The following is a 21,184-nucleotide window of genomic DNA, read 5'->3' as shown; positions in this document are numbered from 1 at the left end:
GCTTTTTTGTTTGCCTTCTCTTCCCTATCACACATTCAAATTTAGGAGGAATTACTTATGTCAGTTATCTTTTCTGGTATTCAGCCGAGTGGAACGATTACACTTGGAAACTATTTAGGAGCTATGAAGCAATTTACAGAGCTTCAAAATGAACACGACTGTTATTTCTGTATTGTAAACCAACATGCGATTACAGTACCTCAAGATCCCGTACAACTTCGTAAAAACATCCGCAGTCTTGCTGCACTTTATGTAGCATGCGGCATTGATCCTGAAAAAGCTACTTTATTTGTACAGTCAGAAGTACCCGCACACGCTCAACTAGGATGGATTATGCAATCAGTTGCTTACGTTGGAGAATTAGAGCGTATGACGCAATATAAAGATAAAGCATCAGGTAGAGACTCAGTTCCAGCTGGATTACTAACGTACCCACCATTAATGGCTGCTGATATTTTACTTTACAACACTGAAATCGTACCTGTTGGTGATGATCAAAAACAACATATGGAATTAACACGTGACCTAGCAGAGCGTTTCAACAAACGCTTCCGTGAAGTGTTCACTGTTCCTGAAATTCGTATTCCAAAAGTAGGAGCTCGCGTTATGTCATTAACAGAACCTACGAAGAAAATGAGTAAATCTGATCCGAATCCAAAATCAATGATCAGTATGCTTGATGAACCGAAAACAATTGAAAAGAAAATTAAGAGTGCTGTAACAGACTCTGAAGGTATTGTGAAATTTGATAAAGAAAACAAACCTGGAATCTCTAACTTATTAACAATCTACTCTTCATTCTCTGGAAAAACAGTAGAAGAAATCGAAGCAATGTACGAAGGAAAAGGCTACGGAGACTTCAAAGGCGACCTAGCACAAGTAGTCGTAGATGCAATTCGTCCAATCCAAGACAAATATAACGAACTAATCAGCTCACCAGAACTAGACGAAATTCTAGACAAAGGTGCAGAAAAAGCAAACCGCGTTGCATTCAAACAACTACGCAAAGTAGAAAACGCAATGGGATTAAGTAGAAAACGTAGGTAACTTATATAAAGCGGAGGCGGCTCGTTCAGAATGTGAGGGGGATGGAGCTCCTGACGTAGAGGCGCTTTTTGCCTCGCAGGAAGGCGCGAAGCCACCGAACATTCTTGCTGCCGGAGCTGGATTACTATATAAAGCGGAGGCAGCTCGTTCAGCCCTGACTGGCTAAGGTTCTTTCCCACAGAAGGTGCTTTTTACCTTCTCGTGGGGAAGGTTCTTAGACGCGAAGGACTTGCTACCGGAGCTGGATTTCTTAGAATGCTCGCTGAAGCCAAGTTACAACAAATAAAAAAACCGCCAATTGGCGGTTTTTTAATTTACCTTCTGCTCGTTTTCCATTTCCCATAACTTTTCAAAGAATGGCTGTCCTTTTACGAGACGCTCACATAATTGCTCGTGCTTCTCAGACCAGCCTGTTTTCGCTTCATCATACAGTTTAGCCCAAATATCTTCAAATTCCATATGTTGAACCATTCCGTATGCTGATGGATCCCACTCTGTGAACCAATAGCGAATTTCTGCTGTATTTTTCGTTGTATGTAATTGATCTAACGCCATAAATAATAATTGTTTAAGCTGTCGTTCTTTACGAGTTAAGCCATTCATAATGAAAGGTGATGGTGATAAAATATGATGTTCTTTTTCCATTTCTTCTACTTGGAACTCATACTTTTCTGCTTGTACGTTTTCTACCATCTCATATACCATCTGCTCTTGGCGCGGTATAAGTCTACTCTTTCGAATTGGCACATTGTAACCAATTGTGTCAATCGCAATAATTCCTTTTCCATCTGTAACTACAAAGCAATACTCTTGCTGCAAACGTTCATGATTTTTACGAATATAAGCCTTATGATGTACGTCTTCCAACAATTTTTGCGGAAGCTCTAACAATTCGTCTTCGATGTAATGATATAATGTGGAATCTACTTTTAATAATGGCACTTGATCTAATAGCTCAATCGTATCATCTTTTCGCCATTCGTAAAAATGACAAACGTTATACCCATTCTCTTCACCTTCAAACCAATTTACCCATACATCATGTAGATATAACATTCACTACCCCTCACTTCACTACTGTTTGTATCAATCATTATGTTCAATTTTGCTTAACTTTATTCCACCTTAGGAAATATATTCTAATTATTATTTTTTCTTCTATTAATAGTAAAAAAACAGGAAATAGAATTCCTGTTTTTTTATATATGAAATGTATTTGCTTTATTCAATATTTCTTTCGCATCTATAGATAATAGAGAAAGTGTATCTATAGATGCGGAAGTTACACAATCTTTGACAATATGAAATCCAAGTGCATAGCCAAGCATCTTCGGATAAGAATGAAATCCATTTAATAAGATGTCATGCTCCCTTGTTCCTCGTTTTATACTTATTCTTTCGTGTACAACGTTTTCCCAATAATAAATAGCCTCTTCTTTTGAAAGATACGTCGTCCACGGTGCATTGTTTTTTTCTGAATATCTTTCCGTTACTGCTTGCTCAGCTAGCCCTTCCATAATCATCGTATCAAGTAATGTATATTCTGTTTCTTTCGTCTCAATTTGATGTAACCTGCATATGTGATGATATTCATGCGCCAATAACACTTTTAATTCTTCTACCGAATTCCGTCCGCATACGAATAAGAAAATAACGTGACGCATAGATAATCCAGCCCTGCCGTTATACTCTTCTTGTACAGTTCGATTATAGGAATCTGATAATAAAATAAAGACAGGGACATCCGGACCTTTCAACCAATTTTTCAGTTTCTCATACTCCATACGTAACTCTTTCCAGATTTCCTTTTTCTCTAACTCTTTAATCTCTTGTTCTCCTCGCATAACCGGGCGATACATACCTTTAGAAATTAAAAAGCGGTACAATCTTTCTTTTGGCAACGGGATATACTTCGTAAACTTCTCACACAACTTTTCTGGCCGTCCATAATATAGATGTAACCACTCGGCAGTTTCAACAATCCCCATCTTTATCCCTCCTTTTTCTTATTTATATGCAAAAGGAGGAAAAGGCGTAAAAATAAATAAGGAGTTTTTTCGCAATATACTACGAAAAAACTCCTTATTTCATCTATTATTTATACGATTTAAATACTAATACTGCGTTATGACCACCGAATCCTAGTGAATTACTTAAAACCGCGTTTACTTCTTGATGTCTCGCATTATTCGGTACGTAATCTAAGTCACATTCTGGATCTGGTGTTTCATAGTTAATTGTTGGAGGAATTACTCCGTCTGTAATTGATTTAATAGAGAAGATCGCTTCAACAGCACCAGCTGCTCCTAATAAGTGACCTGTCATTGATTTCGTTGAGCTAATTGCTACTTTATACGCGTGCTCACCGAACGTTTCTTTAATTGCCATCGTTTCATACTTTTCATTCGCATCCGTACTTGTACCATGCGCATTAATGTAATCAATATCTTCTGGCTGTAGACCTGCATCTGCTAAAGCTTGACGCATTGCACGCACGCCACCTTCACCGCCAGGAGCTGGCATTGTAATATGGAACGCATCACCAGTTGCACCGTAACCAGCGATTTCCGCGTAAATGTGAGCACCACGAGCTAATGCGTGCTCTAATTCTTCAAGAATTAAAATACCTGAACCTTCACCCATTACGAAACCACTACGGTTTTTATCGAATGGACGGCAAGCTGTTGCTGGATCTTCATTGAATGTTAATGCTTTCGCTGAGCTAAATCCTGCGAATGCCATGCTTGTTAACGGCGCCTCTGCTCCGCCTGTAATCATTGCATCAGCATCACCGCGCTGAATCGCTTTAAATGCATCACCAATTGAGTTTGCACCAGATGCACAAGCTGTTACTGAACAAGTGTTAATTCCTTTTGCTCCTGTTGCGATCGATACTTGACCTGCTGCCATATCTGGGATCATCATTGGTACGAAGAATGGACTCACGCGGCGCGGGCCTTTCTCAGTAAAAATCTTAAATTGTTCTTCGTATGTTTCCATACCGCCAATACCAGAACCAATCCATACACCAATTCGAGGTCCGTTTTCTTCTGTAATTTCAAGCTTTGCATCTGCAACTGCCATTTTCGCTGCTGCTACTGCATATTGTGTAAAGCGATCCATACGGCGCGCTTCTTTTTTATCAATATATTTCTCGACTTCAAAGTCGTTAATTTCTGCTGCTACTTTTGCTGGAAATAGTTCCGGATCAATTCTTGTAAGTCGTCCGATTCCAGATACACCCTTTTTAATGTTTTCCCACGCTGTTTCAACATCTGTACCGACCGGTGTAACAGCTCCTAGTCCTGTAATTACGACCCTCTTTTTTTCCATACAAAATACACTCCTTTTTTTCTCTCAGTCCTTATTTACCCCAACGAAGAGCGACTGCTCCCCATGTTAATCCGCCGCCAAAACCAACAAGTATAATTAAATCACCATCTTGAATACGTCCGTTTTGCAATTCCTCTACCATTGCAATTGGAATTGAAGAAGCTGATGTATTACCAAACTTTTCAATTGTCATACTCATTTTTTCTTGTGGTAAATTTAATCTCTCTCTTGCAGATTCCATAATACGAATATTCGCTTGATGCGGTACTAAGAAATCCACATCCTCTTTCGTAAGACCAGCCTTATCCAGCACGCGAAGACAAGATTCACCAAGTTGACGAACGGCAAATTTAAAGACTTCTCTGCCATTCATCATAACATACTCGTCTTGATATAGATGCTTACCGCCACTTCCGTCTGCTCCTAATTCAAAAGATAGAACGCCTCTTCCTTCTGAAACAGCCCCCATTACGATAGCACCGGCTCCGTCTCCAAATAGTACTGCTGTATTGCGATCATTCCAGTCTACAATTTTAGAAAGTTTATCACTACCAACTACTAATACATTTTTATAAGTTCCCGTTTGAATAAATTGCTGCGCTGTAATCATTCCGTACATAAAACCAGCACATGCTGCACCTACATCCATTGCAGCCGCATGTTTCGCTCCAATTGCTTCTTGAATGACACAAGCTACTGCTGGAAACGCGCGATCTGGTGTTACTGTCGCTACTAAAATAAGATCGATATCTTCTCCGCTGACCCCTGCATCTTCAAGTGCTTTTTTAGCAGCCTCTACGGCCATATATGAAGTATCTATTGTATCATCGGCAATGCGTCTTTCTGCAATTCCCGTTCTCGTACGAATCCATTCATCAGATGTATCCATTATTTTCTCTAAATCGTGATTTGTGACTACTTTTTCTGGCACATATCTTCCGATCCCTAAAATGCCCACGTTCACATCGCAGCCCTCCGTTTTATATCAATTATTATGACTTGGTACTAATTTTAAAACATAAATGTATTTTTGTCTAGAATATATTTCAGCTAAAACATAAAGCTAGGCATTATTCACTTTATTGTTTATTAAAAGAAACAGAAACATACCTTTCCTATTTCTTTTGAAATATAAAAAGGCCCAAACCGCTTCTATTCACGGTTCGAGCCTCTATTCCCTCAAAAAAAGAAGGTTTTATTCTTTATCTGCTTTCCCAAGCTCATATGCTTCGTTCATAACTTTCATTAATAACTCTAATACTGGTTGTGCTTTCTCCATATCAAGCGCAATTCCATTATCATCTAAAATGGCCTTTGCTTCTGGTAAATGCTTCATTGCGATTTGTAAAAATTGCATGCTTTTCTCATTCATATTATGTTCTTCCTCTCCATTAAAACTTTCACATACATAGTGTAACACGCTCGCTATCCTTCGTATAACTCTTTATATTTTTTCATATGTGCCAATTGTTTATTTAAACCGTATTCTAACGGAGTATTTCTTTTTATCGAAATAATCTCGACAGTATCATCTCTTTCTTCCTCATTCTCTTTGTTCACTTTATCCTCTGCACGTAAAAGGTTCATACCTTTTTTCCATAATGATTTTTTCCCACTAAGTAAATTGTATATACCGAGATGCTCCTCGTTCATTCCATTTTCCCATAAGTATTCACATACATCTTCCACGTACAGTAGATCACTTCCGTTTTCCTCACTCGCATAATGGCACTCTTTCTCATCCAGTTCTGATAAAATGAGCTGATGATACATCATAAAAGATGGTTGCCATGGCCCATATAATGTAGGAACTCGAAATACACTATACTGTACCTCTCCTTTTTTCAACCCTTCTTCCACTTTCGAAAATAAACGTTTATTTTCGGATTCATCTGCGTTTCCTACTTTAATAGAAGAAATTAGATTTAACTTCACTTTATGTTCTGCACACAATCTTATAATCCGCTTTAAATACTGTAATATGACCCTTTCATTCCGAAAGCCACTTTGTTGATTTGGCTCATACAGGCAAAAGTAAACCGTATCGAACTTCTCTCCTTCTACTGATTTCCATCCATCTTCATCTCTTATCGAGTAATACGTAAATAACGCATTTCGCCCAATTAACAATAACTTCTCTTCATTAATTTTTGTCATATTCTCGAATTCATCAAAATCAAGACCGTACACTTCTACTTCTTCTGCCATCATTTTATTCACAAGGTGATAACCTACAAACGTAAGTGCACCTACAATTAGCACGCGCTCCATACCACCAACCCTTTCTCCTTGAAACAACTAGCTCCTCATTTATGTATATGGGAGCTTCACAATTCTTCTTCATATTTTTTAAAGAAATCAGTCGTTTGCCTAACCATTTTATATTTCACATCTTGCAGATGGAATAAGACAGAAGTATCGCATTGATTGAATTGCCTCATTTTCTCATATTTACGTAACAACTGTTTTCTTCCTCTTTTTTCTTGTGTTGATACGAAAACTTTAACAGGTACACAAGACGGAAGAAGCGTAAATGTTTTCTTATTTATTTTGGATTCTAACTCCTCTTCTTTGGAGTCATACGCTAAACTTAATTCCTTCACTAATCTTTTGTAAAAAAACTTATGCTCTTTCTCAAACTCCACATATTCTGGTAAATCTAAACACGGATTTAACATAATGACTGAGCGTATACATTCAGGGTATTTGTTCATCATTTCAAGTGCTACAAGTGCACCCATACCATCTGCCATAATGTGCATTTTCGCATTTAATGTCTCTTTTCTCAAAACAACGTCATATAAGCGTTTTGCTAGACGAACAGATTGGTCGTTTCCCCAATGTCTTCCGTATAAATTAGAAGAAAAGACCGTGTAGCCTTTCTCAATAAGGCCATGTAAAAAATAGGATCTACCTGCATGCTGTGTCCATAAACTTGTACCATTCTCAATAAAGTAATTGTAATCACCAAGAAGCATTACAGAAAATCCATTTGGCTTCTCCGGTAAATAAATGACACATGGTTCTTTTTCTAAATAAAAAAAACGTTCTGTAATACTCATTTTTCCCCCGCCTTATTTTCTAAACGTATAAAAGTACTCTTCTATAATGTATGAACGGAATGCAAATTTGCGTTGAAAAATCTACAAATATTTTTCTATATTCTTTTTTCAATTGTGTTACAATAAGGACAGATTGAACGAATAGAGGTGTAAAATATGCGTTTCATTTGGGCATTAATTTGGTCGTTCGCGCTTGTACATATGATGAGCTACGTAATCGGCTCTATGACTGGCGGTACATACGATTTTAACCAAGCGTCTATTTTCTCAGTTGTTCTTGCGGTATTAGTACTAGCAATTTCAGCTACAATTCCAAACGAGCCAGTAGAACAACACTAAAAAAAGAGTCCGGATTTTATCCGAACTCTTTTTTATTTTATTTTACATGAACGAATAATTCGTTATTTTCTACATCAACCACTACGTGACTGTTATCAGTAATCGTTCCTGCAATTAATTCTCTCGCTAATTTCGTCTCAACTTGACGCTGTACATATCGTTTTAACGGACGAGCTCCGTACATCGGATCAAAGCCAGCTTCTACAACAAATTCTTTCGCTGCATTTGTTAATTCTACTGTAATATGACGGTCAGCTAAACGACCTTGTAATTCTTTTACAATTTTATCAACAATACCTTTAATTTCATTCGTTGTAAGAGGTTTGAATAAAATAATTTCATCGACACGGTTTAAGAACTCTGGTCGGAAATGTCCTCTTAACTGCCCCATTACCAGTTCTCTTGATTCCTCTTTAATGGCGCCATCTGCTTCTAATCCATCTAACAAATGAGCAGATCCAATATTTGAAGTCATAATAATAACCGTGTTTTTAAAGTCTACTGTACGTCCTTGCGAATCTGTAATGCGTCCATCATCTAACATTTGTAATAAAATGTTGAATACTTCTGGATGTGCTTTTTCGATTTCGTCTAATAAAATAACGGAATACGGTTTACGTCTTACCGCCTCTGTTAATTGACCGCCCTCTTCATATCCAACATATCCAGGAGGCGCACCAATTAAGCGTGACACAGCGTGTTTCTCCATATACTCAGACATGTCGATACGAATCATTTGCTCTTCACTATCGAATAAAGACTGCGCTAACGTTTTTGCAAGTTCTGTTTTACCAACACCTGTCGGTCCTAAGAAGATGAAGGAACCAATCGGACGATTCGGATCTTTAATACCAGCGCGTGCACGAAGAACTGCGTCTGACACTAAGCTTACCGCTTCCTCTTGTCCGATGACACGCTCTGATAAAATTTGCTCTAAGCGTAGTAATTTCTCACGTTCGCCTTCTACGAGTTTTGCGACCGGAATACCCGTCCAGCGTGAAACAATATCAGCAATCTCTTCTTCACTTACTTCCTCACGTAATAAACGATTTTCCTGTTTATTATGTGCGCCCATTTCTTCTGCTTCTTTTAACTCTTTTTCAATTGCAGGAATTTTCCCATGTCGAAGTTCCGCTGCTTTATTTAAATCGTAATTACCTTCTGCTTCTTCTAATTCACGGCGCAGACGCTCTAAATGTTCACGTAAGTTACGAACTTTGTGAATATCTTCTTTTTCTTTCTCCCATTTCGCTCTCATACCACTTGCAACTTCTTTTAAATCCGATAATTCACGTTGCAACGTTTTTAGACGTTCTTGGCTACCAAAGTCCTTCTCTTTTCCAAGAGCTGCTTCTTCAATTTCCAGCTGCATAATGCGGCGCGTTACTTCATCTAATTCTGTTGGCATAGAATCAATTTCTGTTCGAATCGTTGCACACGCTTCGTCAACAAGATCAATTGCCTTATCTGGTAAAAAACGATCCGAAATATATCGATCTGACAAAACAGATGCTGCTACAATCGCGCGGTCATGAATATTTACACCATGATAAATTTCAAAACGCTCTTTTAAACCACGTAAAATGGAAATTGTATCTTCAACAGTTGGTTCTTCTGCTAATACTTGTTGGAAACGTCTTTCTAGCGCTGGATCTTTCTCAATATATTTACGATATTCATCTAATGTTGTCGCCCCAATACAATGCAGTTCACCACGCGCAAGCATCGGTTTTAACATATTTCCTGCGTCCATCGCACCTTCTGTTTTACCAGCGCCGACGATTGTATGAAGTTCATCAATAAATAATAAGATGCGGCCTTCACTCTTTTTAATTTCATTTAATACAGCTTGCAGGCGCTCTTCAAACTCACCACGGAATTTTGCTCCAGCTACAAGCGCACTCATATCTAATGCAAAGATTGTTCTATCTTTTAACCCTTCTGGTACATCCTTTTTCACAATACGCTGCGCTAATCCTTCAACGATTGCTGTTTTACCAACACCTGGCTCACCAATTAAAACCGGGTTGTTTTTCGTTTTACGTGAAAGAATGCGAATTACGCGGCGAATTTCACTATCACGGCCGATAACAGGGTCAATTTTCCCCGCTCTTACTTCCGCCACTAAATCACGGCCATATTTTTCTAACGCTTCATAAGTTGCTTCTGGATTTTGACTAGTCACTCTTTGATTCCCCCGAACTGTCATTAAAGACTGTAATAAGTTATCTTTCGTAATATGAAATCTTGTAAGTAATTGATTTATATCGCCTTTTTCTTCAGAAAAAGCAAGCAGTACATGTTCAACTGAAATGTAGTCATCTTGCAATTTCTCTGCTTCTTTTCCTGCTCTTACAAGCAGTTGTTGCAGAGCACCTGTTATATATAATTTACCTGCTTCTGCACCGCTTCCTGTTACAGAAGGCTTTTTCTTAATTAAACTTTCTACTCCTTGTTTTAACGCTTCTATATCGACATTCATTTTTTGAAAAATACGCACTGCTAACCCATCTTGCTCTTCTAATAATGTAAACAAGAGATGAACAGTATCTACTTCTTGATGATGATGAGATACCGCTAAAGATTGGGCACTCATAATCGCCTCTTGTGTTTTTGTTGTCATTTGATTTAAGTCCATCTTTACAGTCCTCCAAATGTTTGACTTTCTTTGACCTTTGATTTGATTATACGCCAACTGACTTTTTTATACAATAATTTTGCTTATGTATTTCCAAACTTATTATTGGAAAAAGAAAATGAGTGCATTCATTATACAAGTTAAAAAGTTAAGGTAAATGTAATTACAATGCCCCATAACAAAAAAGCCGCAATAATGATTGCGGCTTCTGTTACGGTTTTCTTTTATATGTCCACTGACGGTTATGATTTGTGTTATCTGGAAACTTTTCACCGGCAGTTAATTTCACCATTTGCGGATCTTTTACCATACTTCCTGTTTCACCAATCTCTACATAAATCCCATCATTTGGCGCTTTTTGTCCAGAACGAAACCTGCGATTTTGTCCCATTTCCATTCTCCTTCCATGACGTCTTTGCCTCATTAGTATATCCATTTTCAAAGAAAGCTTTTCTGTCATGTTTAGGAAACAAGTACTACATTTCGTTCTTGTACATATACATGAATGACACAAGCTTAGGAAGGGATTTCTTTCCTATTTGTAGAAAAAAAAGAAACCAACCTACTATAGGCCAGTTTCAAAGGAGAGTCAAACATATACGAGAAGATTACATGTTCATTATAAGCTCCCTCACATGAGCAATGTAACCCTTTTCACAATTTGTACATAATGAAAGAAACATTATTTGAACTTTCTAAAAAGACGTTGACTTTTCTTAATTTCCAACGAGAAATAGTAGACACCGTAGCGCTTTGCGACGTAAGATGGATATATAGTGAAGTTTCCATCTTTGGTGGTCTCACCCAGCTCAACCTCTTATTTCTGCATATTAAAAACGGAAATACAGATAGAAACAAAAAAATTATTATAAGAGGTGAAATTATGAATAAACAACATTTAATCGCATTAGACTTAGACGGTACTTTATTAACAGACAACAAAATAATTTCCACTCGAACGAAACATACAATTGCAAAAGCAAAGGAACAAGGACATATTGTCGTTATTTCAACAGGGCGTCCATTCCGTGCTAGTTTTGATTACTATAAAGAACTTGGTCTGAATACACCAATCGTAAACTTTAACGGCGCTTACGTACATCATCCTCTTGATTCAAAATGGGGAACACATCACTCTCCTCTTGAGCTAGCAACAGCCCAAGAAATTGTCCGAGCTTGCTTTGATTTTGGTGTAAAAAATATATACGCTGAAGTAATGGACGATGTGTATGTTCGTGAAATTGATGAAGATAAAAAACATATTTTCGAATTCGGTTCTCCGAAGATTTTTACAGGAGACTTATTAAATACTTTAAACGATCATCCAACTTGCTTATTAATTGACGCACATGATGAGCATTCTAGCGCAATTCGTCAACATTTAACTGATATGCATGCTGAAGTAATCGACCATAGAAAATGGGGCGCACCTTGGCCAATTATTGAAATTGTAAAAAGCGGGTTAAATAAAGCTGTCGGATTACAAAAAATTTCTAGTCATTACAACATTCCACAAGAGCGCATTATCGCTTTCGGTGATGAAGATAACGACTTTGAAATGATTGAATTCGCTGGTCACGGCATCGCAATGGGGAATGCTATCCCTGAATTAAAATCACTCGCAAACCATACAACGTTAACGAATGAAGAAGATGGTATTGCACTATATTTAGAAGAGGTTCTTGGGTTGTAATCTAAAAATTCCCTGCTTATAGTTTCTCGCTAAACGCTCATACTATTATTAGACGCAAAAGTCAGCGCGTCGATTGTTTTCAGCTAAATAAAGGGGGTTTTTCGAATGGGTAAAAAGAACAAATCAAAACGTTTTATCCAACAAGGAGCCGATGCTGTAATGAAGCATGATGCAAGATTCCCGTACAGAGGTACATTAGCTGAGGCAGAAAAAGCGAGAAGTAACTCTTCTTTTGGAGGGGTTTAAATGGGGAACTTACTATTCCAACAAGCTAGAGATGCTGTTGCAAATGCCGTAACTTGTTCAAGCGGTGCTGAGCAACAAGATCTCGTATATAGAGCAAAAAACGCTTTGCACTCTGCTTATGCAAACTCTTCAACAGCTGAAAAAGTTCAGCTACGTGAAATGCAGGAGCAGTTGCAAAACATTACGAATTTGCATTAAAAAAGAGGACCAGCTTTGGTCCTCTTTAATCTTTTCTAAATAATCCAAACACCCCGACCGTTTGCAGTACATTTGTAAATGCACCTGGGTCCACTTGTTTAATAACCCTCTCTAATTCATACAGTTCATAACGAGTAATAACGATCATTAACATTTCCTTATTTTCATTTGTATAAGCACCTGTTGCTGGGATAGTTGTAATCCCCCTCACTAAGCGTGAATGAATCGCCTTTCGTACATCCGTCCCATTCTTCGTAACGATTAATGCTGTAATCTTCACATGCCGCGTATGAATCGCATCGATAATTCGCGTTGAGACATACAAAGTCACCAAAGTATATAATGCTTTTTCCCAGCCATACACATAGCCAGCAGCGATAATAATTAGTGCATTAAAGAAGAAAAAATATGTACCGACAGGCTTGTCTTTTATTTTAGATAAAATCATGGCGATAATATCTAAACCACCTGTAGAAGCCCCCCACTTCAACGCCATACCTACCCCGATTGCTGAAATAATCCCGCCAAAAATCGCATTCAATATGATGTCGTTTGAAACCGCTCTAACTGGGATAATTTCTAAAAATAAAGTCATAAATATAACGCAAAGAAAACTAAAGAAAGTAAAGGCCTTTCCAACCTTTTTCCATGCTAAAATAACGACTGGAATATTAAACAAGCTAAACAATACCCCCGTTGATATGTGAATAGATAAAAAGTCACCTAATATTTGTGATAATAATTGAGACAACCCAGCAAAGCCACTCGCGTACACTTTCGCTGGCGTTAAAAATAAATTCATTCCAATCGCGTTTAACAAACCTGCGACGATTACAACGATTAACTTCTTTATAAGTTCGGTATAATTCAACTTCAAATCCATTTCTAATCCACCTTTATTATTCATGAATGCACCGCTATACATAGTCTTTACGAAAAAGGAAATGATAAACGTACAACGTTTAGAAATGGAGTTGATACATATGCCACATACGAGTGATAACGACAAAAAAGCACGCGATAATAATGCAAAGCGTACGCAAAAAAATGAGCAAGAACAAAAAAATATTCAGCAAGGTAAACGTGCCTATTCTAAAAAGACCGATCACCTTTGATTCCATCGTACATCAACAATATTGTTGATGTACTTTTTTACATTTTACAGGAAAAAACATTGAAAATTCACTTCATGTTCACTTCTATATTCTACAATAGCGATAACATATTCGGATGAGGTGTTGGCATGAGAGGGAAACACATTTTCATTATTACTGCACTAATAAGTATATTAATGCTAGCTGCTTGTGGACAAAAAAACAGCTCAGCTACAGTCGCTACGGCAACAGACTCAGCCATTACGAAGAGCGACTTCGAAAAGCAGTTGAAAGATCGTTACGGAAAAGACATGTTATACGAAATGATGGCGCAAGACGTTATCACGAAAAAATATAAAGTATCTGACGATGATGTAGATAGAGAAGTACAAAAGGCGAAAAAGCAATACGGCGATCAATTCTCAGCTGTACTAGAAAATAATCGTTTAAAAGATGAAGCTGATTTCAAAAATCAAATTAAGTTCAAACTTGCTATGAATGAAGCGATTAAGAAAAGTGTTACAGAAAAAGACGTGAAAGATCACTATAAGCCAGAAATTAAAGCGAGTCACATTTTAGTAAGTGACGAAAATGAAGCGAAAGAAATAAAGAAAAAATTAGATGCTGGTGCTTCATTTGAAGAATTAGCAAAACAAGAATCGCAAGATCTACTATCAAAAGATAAAGGCGGAGACCTTGGATACTTCCATTCCGGTACAATGACACCTGAATTTGAAACAACTGCCTACAAGCTAAAAATCGACCAAATTAGTGAACCCGTCAAATCACCAAATGGCTATCACATTATTAAACTAACTGGTAAAAAAGATTTACAACCTTACGATGAAGTGAAAGACTCCATCCGCAAAAACTTGGAAGCAGAACGTATGGCGGACCCTACATTCAGTCACAAATTAATACAAAAGGAATTAAAAAAGGCAAATATTAAAATAAATGATAGTGACTTGGAAGATACGTTTACTCTTGCGCATGAGCAAGGAAATTAAAAAAGCACCGTCTTATTTTTTATGACAAAATAAGACGGTGCTTTTTATTTCATTTACTTCTTAAAGTACGTCCAGCCTTCTTCTTGATAAATCTTTTCTTCTTTCATCAACTTACCAAGCGCGCGCTTAAATGCAGCTTTACTCATGTTGAAGCGTTCTTTTATGTCTTCTGGGTGGCTCTTATCCCAAAACGGCATTGCTCCGCCTCGTTCTTCCATATATGCATAAATTACAGCAGCATCATCTTCCATTCCTTCTTCTTTACGAGGAAGAAGTGAAATGTTAATTGTACCATCATCTTTTACGTCAATAATACGGCCCGTTACACGTTCACCGATACGTACTTGTTCTTTTCTTTCAGTATGGTGTAAGAAAGCACGGAAATGCTCATCAGTTAGTATGAATGAACCAACTTGAAGTGAACGATACACACGTCCATTTACGTTTTTATTACGCATAGATGGTGTCGCATCTACGATAATTTCTTGCATATCACTATCTCTTGCCGGAAGAGCAATAAGACGATCACGATTCGTTAGTTTTAACGTACAATATAATTCGTCTCCAACCTCTGGCCATACTGGCATGTAAATCGGGAACTCATCAGCTGGGATTAGTATATCTTTTGATACACCAATATCAACAAACACACCTAAACTAGGGATAACTTCTACAACTTTTACCCAGTTCCAATCAAAAGTCGTAATAAGTGGCTCCTTCATTGTTGCTGAAACACGATTTTGATGATCAAGGTATAAGAATACATCAATCTTATCGCCTTCTTCAATTTCTCCAACTAATTCGTTTTTATGTAGGAAAATTTCTTCTTCTTCATTCCCAACCATATATCCGATTTCCGTTTCGCGTAAAACAGTTACCTGTTCAATCGCTCCTAATTGTAAATACATATTTTTTAATTCCCTTCTCTATATAAAGTGAAACTTTAATCAGTGGGGGTTTTGTTCCTTCCCACTGATTATCAACCCTCACCAATCGGGCGTTTACGGCAGTGGATTTCCCACTTAACTTCTTTGTTCTAACTGAATGCCCGTTAATGCGGGATAAAATTATCTTTTTTATCATTCCAAACAAAAGTTAATTATAACACGATTTCTCCTTTATTTGTCCAACTGCCCAAAATTCACTATAATAAAATGAGGTTACATGATTATAAGTATGAAAACACTTAAGTCTAAGCTCGTTTTCAGCTATACTTTAGTATGTACAGTACATAAAAAGATTAGAAATTTATTTGGAGGTGCTAACTATGGCAAAAGAGAGTTCTTTTGACATCGTTTCGAAAGTAGAATTACCTGAAGTAACAAACGCAATTAACATCGCATTAAAGGAAATCCAAAACCGATATGACTTTAAAGGAAGTAAAAGTGATATTAAATTAGAAAAAGAAGTACTAGTTTTAACTTCTGACGATGAGTTCAAATTAGACCAAGTAAAAGACGTTCTAATTGCTAAACTTGTAAAACGTAACGTTCCAATTAAAAACTTGGATTACGGAAAAGTTGAAGCTGCGACTGGTAACACTGTTCGCCAACGCGCAACACTTCAACAAGGTATCGATAAAGATAACGCGAAAAAAATTAACAACATCATTAAAGAAATGAAATTAAAAGTAAAAACACAAGTACAAGATGACCAAGTACGTGTTACAGCGAAAAGCCGTGATGACTTACAAGCAGTTATCGCAGCAGTTCGTAGCGCTGACTTACCGATTGACGTACAGTTCATTAACTACCGCTAAAAAGAAAAACATCCTCTGTGTAGAGGATGTTTTTCTTTTTAGCGTGTAGGGAGAATATTACATCGCAATCGGATAGTTAGAATGGGGATTTGATTATTATGCATAAATCAAGAAGGCCCTTTTGAAAATCGAGGAAAAAACCTCCCGCCCCACTCAAATGTAACAATTTATGAGTATAAGAATATTTTCCACCCTTTCATGTGATGTAAAATTAGTAAGGAATTTATTTTATGAAAAAATGTTAATTAAAAAAGAGTTAGAAGTGGTTATTTGAAGAAATTAATACTATGTTTTTTATTAACTACATTCTGCCTACATATTGCAGGATGTTCTAATAATATGGATACGCTTAATGATAAGTCTAAAACTTCAACACCTGCGAAGTGTAAATACATCAACAAAGCTTGGTATAAGAAACATATATAATGCAATTTAATAGTATAAGTCATAAAAAAAGACACCATAAGGTGCCTTTTTTTATAGAAAATAATACGATGTTCATCAGAAATTATGAGTAATTTTTTTATTTTGATTTTCAAAATAATTTTCTTTAACTATTTTTATTAGATTTTCTTTTTCTGTTAGTTCAAATATAAATAATGCTTTTTTCATGTTATCAGCTATATCTTCTTCATTATATTGTTTTTGTTTTAGCATATTCCAACCTTTTCCATAATATAATTCACCTAATAAATATAAAGTGTTTAAATTAATAGCTAATTTAATACCCATATCATTGTATTTTATTGCCTCTTCATGTTGATTTGCATGACCTAAAATTTTTGCTAAATTAAAAATAATTTTTAATTTAATCTCTTTATCCCTAGGAAAATCTAACTTATTAAAATTAGTTAAACATCTTCTTAATATAGTAATACTCTTTTCATATTCTTTATTTGCCCAATGAAATATAGCCATTGACTGCATAATATCTATTTCTCTTTCTGATAAAAAATTACCATTCGTTACAGTTAGTTTTAACGCACTATGTAAAAGATTTAAAGCAGTTTTTATTGATTTATTTACATAAAATATAGCAATTGCTTCATGCCATATTAGAAATTGTTTATCTTCTTTTAACTGGAAATTATTTTCGTTTTTCTCTTGTTTCACTATTTCGTAAAGTTCATTATATTGTTTTTGTTTTGTACAATCTCTCATTACATACTTTACATTTTCTACATATTTTAGTTTTTTGTTTTGAGTTAGTGCGAAAATATTATTTGGATCAATACCAAGTCTTTCAGATAACTGATATAACAATATACTAGATGGATAAATCATACCTTTTTCTATTTTACTAATTTGACTTTGTGAACATATTCCATGACACAATTCAGATTGTGATATATTCTTTTTCATTCTAAGTTCTTTAATGGTAATACCCAAATCGTAAAATTCCATTGTTCCTCCTCAAATATAGCCCTCAATGAGTATCAGAATATTTTTCACCCTTTAATGTAATGTAAAATTAGTATAGTTGCAATTATTGTTTGTTCTAAAGGTCTTTTCACTTCTTTGCTCAGCTGCATTTCGAGGTAAGAGTCTTACTTCACACAAATAGTAGAATGAAATGAAAATGAGCTTGCGGAACTAATCCTTCTATAGAGACTAATGCGTATACATCATAAGGATTTTTTATCGGTTCCCACACAAAAACAGGCTAGGGGAAAAGTCTCCTCCTTAGCCTGTCCCCCGAGATTTCACATTTATTAAGAGCAACACCATATCGCTTTATTAAATGATTTTTCCGGAATATACACTTTATCATTTTTGATTTTGTACTTTATATCGTTTCTCTTCAAAACTGCCGTATCAACAGAATGAACACTATCGCCCCACCGAACAAATTCCCCATCATCACGGTTGTCCCAAAAATAAAAACTTACGAATACGATAAAAACACATAAGCATAGAGCGAACCACTTCTTTTTCCGCAAATACCTCACCACCTTAAACTGAAGAAGAACTACTAAAAAAACGTTACTCATTTCCGTCTCTTTTTAACCGCAACTAAAAACGCAATAAATAATACATTCACACCGACTATTAAGGAGATAAACAACCAATTCACACCTGTTTCCCCGTTAACTTTATACACATTTGATTCTTCGCGCTTTAAAACGAGATAAAACTTTCCGTTTTCTTCTCTTATAATTTCATCTTCTAACAATCCTCTTAACTCTTGTTTTTCACCAATCACACTTACTGGTAAAGCAACTTTTTGCGTTTCTTTCGTATTATTAATCGCTACTACTGTCACTTCATCTTTGTACTTTCGCTTTAGTACACTCATTCCATCTTTATCGTATAGAAGCTCAAACGTACCGCGTCGTAAAGATGGTCTTGCTTGTCTAAGCTCACCGAGTTTCGTTATGTGCTGCATAAATTTTTCATCTGATTTGAAATCCATTAATCGTCTATTATCCGGAGTACCTCCTCCATCTAATGCAATTTCAGTCCCGTAATAAAAATTCGGAATACCCGGTGATGTTAATAAATATGTAAGAGCTAGTTTCAAGCGAGATGGCGGATAATTCATATTCTCTTTTGCAATACGAGCAAATCTTTTCGTATCTTGATCATCTAAAAATGTAGCTGATTCTCCGTCTTTTTTACTCACATCATATAAAGGTTTCACCGATACATCCGCTTTGGAAAACGATTCTACTATTTTTTCATTGTATTCACTATCTTCTTTTGTCATAATACGAAAATCTTTCTTTATCGCTTGCATATCTTTTTGCACGTCATCCCAGAAAGAACGCGTTTTTTTTTCACTATGTATTACATAACTTGCATCTAAATCGACTTCTTTGATCCACCATTTCATCGCGTCGATGACTTGTTGTTCGTTCTCTCCAAGCGGAAATTGAAGTACAATTTTCATTCCTTTTGCGTGAGCAGCTTGTACAAGTTCTTTCACATCATTTTCTGTTCCGAAATGTTCATTTACCTTTTGAAAATTGTGCACGTCTAATCCATCGTACTTTCCACTTTCAAAAAGTGGAGAAAGCATAACAGCGGTAAATCCCATTTCTTTTATGTAATCCAGTCTTTTTATACTCCCTCTTATATCTCCACCTTGATATCCTTCTAGATTACCAACTTCTAACTGTTTGTCATTTTTCGGTTCTCCATTATTAAAGCGATCAATCATAATGGAATAGATAACTTCGTCTCGCCACTCTCTTTTTTCATCCGCAAACGTATGTATTGGTACAAACAAAACGACAGCTAAACAAAAACAAATGAATAGTTTCCTAGTCCGTATTTTCCTCACACGCATCCCCCATATTTTTTAATTGTAAGAATATTATACCAATTATCTAGACGAATCGCATACGTTGATTTCTTTCTCCGCAAAATACTTCATGTCATATTTCCTAACATGAATTATAAAATTTTCTGAATTTTTAGTTGATTTTACACTTCGTTTCGAATATGATATGAAACATAACGAGTTGATGTTATTTTTTCTAACATTATAGGAGGAGAGAGAATGAATACAGGAGATACGGTTTTTATGTTTGTAACGACAGTAATGGTCATGTTAATGACACCAGGATTGGCACTTTTTTACGGGGGCATGGTTCGCAGTAAAAACGTACTCAGTACGACAATGCATAGTTATAGCGCAATGGCTATCGTTTCGATTCAGTGGATTTTGATTGGCTATTCTTTATCATTCGGACCAGATTGGCACGGACTTATCGGTACACTCGATTGGTTCGGTTTAAACGGCGTTACCTACGCACCAAATCCAGACTACTCATCTACTATTCCTCACAACTTATTTATGATGTTCCAACTCATGTTCGCCATTTTAACTCCTGCTTTAATTTCAGGTGCATTCGCCGAAAGAATGCGATTTTCCGCTTTCCTTATTTTCATCCTTCTATGGACAACAATCGTTTACAATCCTGTCGCTCATTGGGTATGGGGCGTTGGCGGGTGGCTTAGAGAGCTTGGCGCGTTAGACTTCGCTGGTGGTAATGTCGTTCATATTACATCTGGCGTGGCTGGCCTTGTATTAGCTATTTTTCTCGGAAAACGAAAAAACATAAACGGTTCGTCTCCTCACCATTTACCATTTACGATGTTAGGCGCAGGCTTACTATGGTTCGGCTGGTTCGGTTTTAACGTCGGAAGTGCATTATCTTTAAATGATGTAGCTTTAACCGCATTTATTAATACAAATATAGCCGCAGCTGCCTCCGCATTAACCTGGATGCTTTCAGAATGGTTCTTCCAATCAAAACCGACTGCGATGGGAGCTGCTTGCGGAGTTGTTTCCGGTCTAGTCGCTATTACACCAGCTTGCGGGTTCGTTACACCTTTCTCGGCTCTTCTTATCGGAGCAATCGGCGGCGTATTATGCTTCGGAGCAGTCTTTTTCTTAAAAACAAAATTCGGATACGATGATACACTTGATGCATTCGGATGCCACGGCATCGGCGGAACTTGGGGCGGTATTGCGACAGGACTATTTGCAACTACTACGGTAAACAGTGATGGCGCTAACGGATTATTTTATGGAAACGCGGCTTTACTGTTTAAACAACTGATAGCAATCGGCGCAACATATGCATTCACGATCATCATGACGTATGCCATTATTAAAGCAATCAACTTCTTCCTCACTGTTCGGGTAGATGAGCACGAAGAACATATGGGACTTGATATTTCGATGCACGGGGAGAAAGCTTATGAGTATACGGAGCGGGTGAACTAAAAAAGAGATGCAATCTATTGGTAGTAGATTGCA

23 protein-coding genes are annotated in these 21,184 nt (G+C 36.7%); 9 read left to right on the top strand and 14 right to left on the bottom strand.

The window, feature by feature from the left end; genetic code table 11:
* Positions 1–57 precede the first annotated feature (57 nt).
* Complete coding sequence (trpS, locus tag BAQ44_RS10445; protein ID WP_061678727.1) at positions 58–1,047, top strand: tryptophan--tRNA ligase; 990 nt, start codon at positions 58–60, stop codon at positions 1,045–1,047.
* Positions 1,048–1,356: 309 nt separating this feature from the next.
* On the opposite strand, the gene BAQ44_RS10440 is transcribed toward trpS, so the two are convergent.
* The 7 genes from BAQ44_RS10440 to BAQ44_RS10410 form a co-directional block, all read right to left on the bottom strand.
* Positions 1,357–2,103, bottom strand: coding sequence for a YjbA family protein (locus tag BAQ44_RS10440; protein ID WP_071721621.1), 747 nt, complete (start codon positions 2,101–2,103; stop codon positions 1,357–1,359).
* Between the two features lie 143 nt (positions 2,104–2,246).
* Positions 2,247–3,035, bottom strand: a complete 789-nt coding sequence (locus BAQ44_RS10435) for a DUF2268 domain-containing putative Zn-dependent protease (protein WP_071721620.1) — start codon at positions 3,033–3,035, stop codon at positions 2,247–2,249.
* A 106-nt stretch (positions 3,036–3,141) separates the two neighbouring features.
* A complete protein-coding gene (gene fabF, locus BAQ44_RS10430; RefSeq protein ID WP_000412652.1) occupies positions 3,142–4,380 on the bottom strand; it encodes a beta-ketoacyl-ACP synthase II in 1,239 nt (412 codons plus the stop codon).
* Positions 4,381–4,411: 31 nt separating this feature from the next.
* Positions 4,412–5,344 (bottom strand): beta-ketoacyl-ACP synthase III, encoded by a 933-nt coding sequence (gene fabH, locus BAQ44_RS10425; protein WP_001100533.1) that lies wholly within the window; start codon positions 5,342–5,344, stop codon positions 4,412–4,414.
* Between the two features lie 231 nt (positions 5,345–5,575).
* Positions 5,576–5,752 (bottom strand): ComZ family protein, encoded by a 177-nt coding sequence (locus BAQ44_RS10420; protein WP_001986215.1) that lies wholly within the window; start codon positions 5,750–5,752, stop codon positions 5,576–5,578.
* Positions 5,753–5,805: 53 nt separating this feature from the next.
* The gene (locus tag BAQ44_RS10415; protein ID WP_116758356.1) at positions 5,806–6,678 is read right to left on the bottom strand and encodes an NAD-dependent epimerase/dehydratase family protein; all 873 of its coding nucleotides are present in this window, start codon (positions 6,676–6,678) and stop codon (positions 5,806–5,808) included.
* 29 nt (positions 6,679–6,707) lie between these two features.
* On the bottom strand, positions 6,708–7,442 hold the full coding sequence (locus BAQ44_RS10410; protein ID WP_071721619.1) for a lipase family protein: 735 nt from the start codon (positions 7,440–7,442) through the stop codon (positions 6,708–6,710).
* A 156-nt stretch (positions 7,443–7,598) separates the two neighbouring features.
* Here BAQ44_RS10410 and BAQ44_RS10405 point away from each other — a divergent pair, with 156 nt between their 5' ends.
* Complete coding sequence (locus tag BAQ44_RS10405) at positions 7,599–7,781, top strand: YjzD family protein (protein ID WP_001211113.1); 183 nt, start codon at positions 7,599–7,601, stop codon at positions 7,779–7,781.
* A gap of 37 nt (positions 7,782–7,818) precedes the next feature.
* Here the strand turns inward: BAQ44_RS10405 and clpB are convergent, their stop codons facing one another.
* Positions 7,819–10,419, bottom strand: coding sequence for an ATP-dependent chaperone ClpB (gene clpB / locus BAQ44_RS10400; protein WP_071721618.1), 2,601 nt, complete (start codon positions 10,417–10,419; stop codon positions 7,819–7,821).
* A 211-nt stretch (positions 10,420–10,630) separates the two neighbouring features.
* On the bottom strand, positions 10,631–10,810 hold the full coding sequence (locus BAQ44_RS10395; protein ID WP_000531421.1) for a YjzC family protein: 180 nt from the start codon (positions 10,808–10,810) through the stop codon (positions 10,631–10,633).
* A 492-nt stretch (positions 10,811–11,302) separates the two neighbouring features.
* On the opposite strand from BAQ44_RS10395, the gene BAQ44_RS10390 reads away from it, so the two are divergent.
* The 3 genes from BAQ44_RS10390 (at position 11,303) to BAQ44_RS10380 (ending at position 12,556) form a co-directional block, all read left to right on the top strand.
* Positions 11,303–12,112 (top strand): Cof-type HAD-IIB family hydrolase, encoded by an 810-nt coding sequence (locus BAQ44_RS10390; RefSeq protein WP_071721617.1) that lies wholly within the window; start codon positions 11,303–11,305, stop codon positions 12,110–12,112.
* Positions 12,113–12,217: 105 nt separating this feature from the next.
* Positions 12,218–12,358: a hypothetical protein gene (locus tag BAQ44_RS10385; RefSeq protein WP_000516816.1), complete on the top strand. Its 141-nt coding sequence runs from the start codon at positions 12,218–12,220 to the stop codon at positions 12,356–12,358.
* The gene (locus BAQ44_RS10380; RefSeq protein WP_000527404.1) at positions 12,359–12,556 is read left to right on the top strand and encodes a DUF3813 domain-containing protein; all 198 of its coding nucleotides are present in this window, start codon (positions 12,359–12,361) and stop codon (positions 12,554–12,556) included.
* A 25-nt stretch (positions 12,557–12,581) separates the two neighbouring features.
* Here BAQ44_RS10380 and BAQ44_RS10375 read toward each other — a convergent pair whose 3' ends face one another.
* Positions 12,582–13,439 carry a YitT family protein gene (locus BAQ44_RS10375; RefSeq protein WP_061678719.1) on the bottom strand — a complete coding sequence of 286 codons (858 nt, stop codon included), beginning with the start codon at positions 13,437–13,439 and terminating at the stop codon, positions 12,582–12,584.
* A gap of 100 nt (positions 13,440–13,539) precedes the next feature.
* Between BAQ44_RS10375 and BAQ44_RS10370 the strand changes: the two genes are divergently transcribed.
* Entirely contained in the window at positions 13,540–13,671 is a 132-nt protein-coding gene (locus BAQ44_RS10370; RefSeq protein WP_001120851.1) for a DUF3941 domain-containing protein, read from the top strand.
* A gap of 128 nt (positions 13,672–13,799) precedes the next feature.
* Positions 13,800–14,657: a peptidylprolyl isomerase PrsA gene (prsA, locus tag BAQ44_RS10365; RefSeq protein ID WP_063260225.1), complete on the top strand. Its 858-nt coding sequence runs from the start codon at positions 13,800–13,802 to the stop codon at positions 14,655–14,657.
* A 53-nt stretch (positions 14,658–14,710) separates the two neighbouring features.
* Here prsA and BAQ44_RS10360 read toward each other — a convergent pair whose 3' ends face one another.
* Positions 14,711–15,565: a CvfB family protein gene (locus tag BAQ44_RS10360; protein WP_000281274.1), complete on the bottom strand. Its 855-nt coding sequence runs from the start codon at positions 15,563–15,565 to the stop codon at positions 14,711–14,713.
* Between the two features lie 359 nt (positions 15,566–15,924).
* Between BAQ44_RS10360 and BAQ44_RS10350 the strand changes: the two genes are divergently transcribed.
* Positions 15,925–16,416 (top strand): YajQ family cyclic di-GMP-binding protein, encoded by a 492-nt coding sequence (locus BAQ44_RS10350; RefSeq protein ID WP_061678717.1) that lies wholly within the window; start codon positions 15,925–15,927, stop codon positions 16,414–16,416.
* Positions 16,417–16,917: 501 nt separating this feature from the next.
* On the opposite strand, the gene BAQ44_RS10345 is transcribed toward BAQ44_RS10350, so the two are convergent.
* From BAQ44_RS10345 to BAQ44_RS10335, 3 genes are all read right to left on the bottom strand, one after another.
* Positions 16,918–17,820 (bottom strand): helix-turn-helix domain-containing protein, encoded by a 903-nt coding sequence (locus tag BAQ44_RS10345; protein ID WP_071721615.1) that lies wholly within the window; start codon positions 17,818–17,820, stop codon positions 16,918–16,920.
* A gap of 308 nt (positions 17,821–18,128) precedes the next feature.
* The gene (locus BAQ44_RS10340) at positions 18,129–18,356 is read right to left on the bottom strand and encodes a hypothetical protein (protein ID WP_071721631.1); all 228 of its coding nucleotides are present in this window, start codon (positions 18,354–18,356) and stop codon (positions 18,129–18,131) included.
* A gap of 47 nt (positions 18,357–18,403) precedes the next feature.
* A complete protein-coding gene (locus BAQ44_RS10335) occupies positions 18,404–19,705 on the bottom strand; it encodes an alpha-amylase family glycosyl hydrolase (protein WP_071721614.1) in 1,302 nt (433 codons plus the stop codon).
* A gap of 213 nt (positions 19,706–19,918) precedes the next feature.
* Here BAQ44_RS10335 and BAQ44_RS10325 point away from each other — a divergent pair, with 213 nt between their 5' ends.
* Positions 19,919–21,151, top strand: a complete 1,233-nt coding sequence (locus BAQ44_RS10325) for an ammonium transporter (protein WP_071721613.1) — start codon at positions 19,919–19,921, stop codon at positions 21,149–21,151.
* Positions 21,152–21,184: the final 33 nt, after the last annotated feature.

Origin of the sequence: Bacillus mobilis (genome assembly GCF_001884045.1) — a bacterium.
Lineage (GTDB): Bacteria > Bacillota > Bacilli > Bacillales > Bacillaceae_G > Bacillus_A > Bacillus_A mobilis.
Note: the sequence above shows the minus strand (reverse complement) of the source record. Positions and strands in the feature narration are given on the sequence as shown.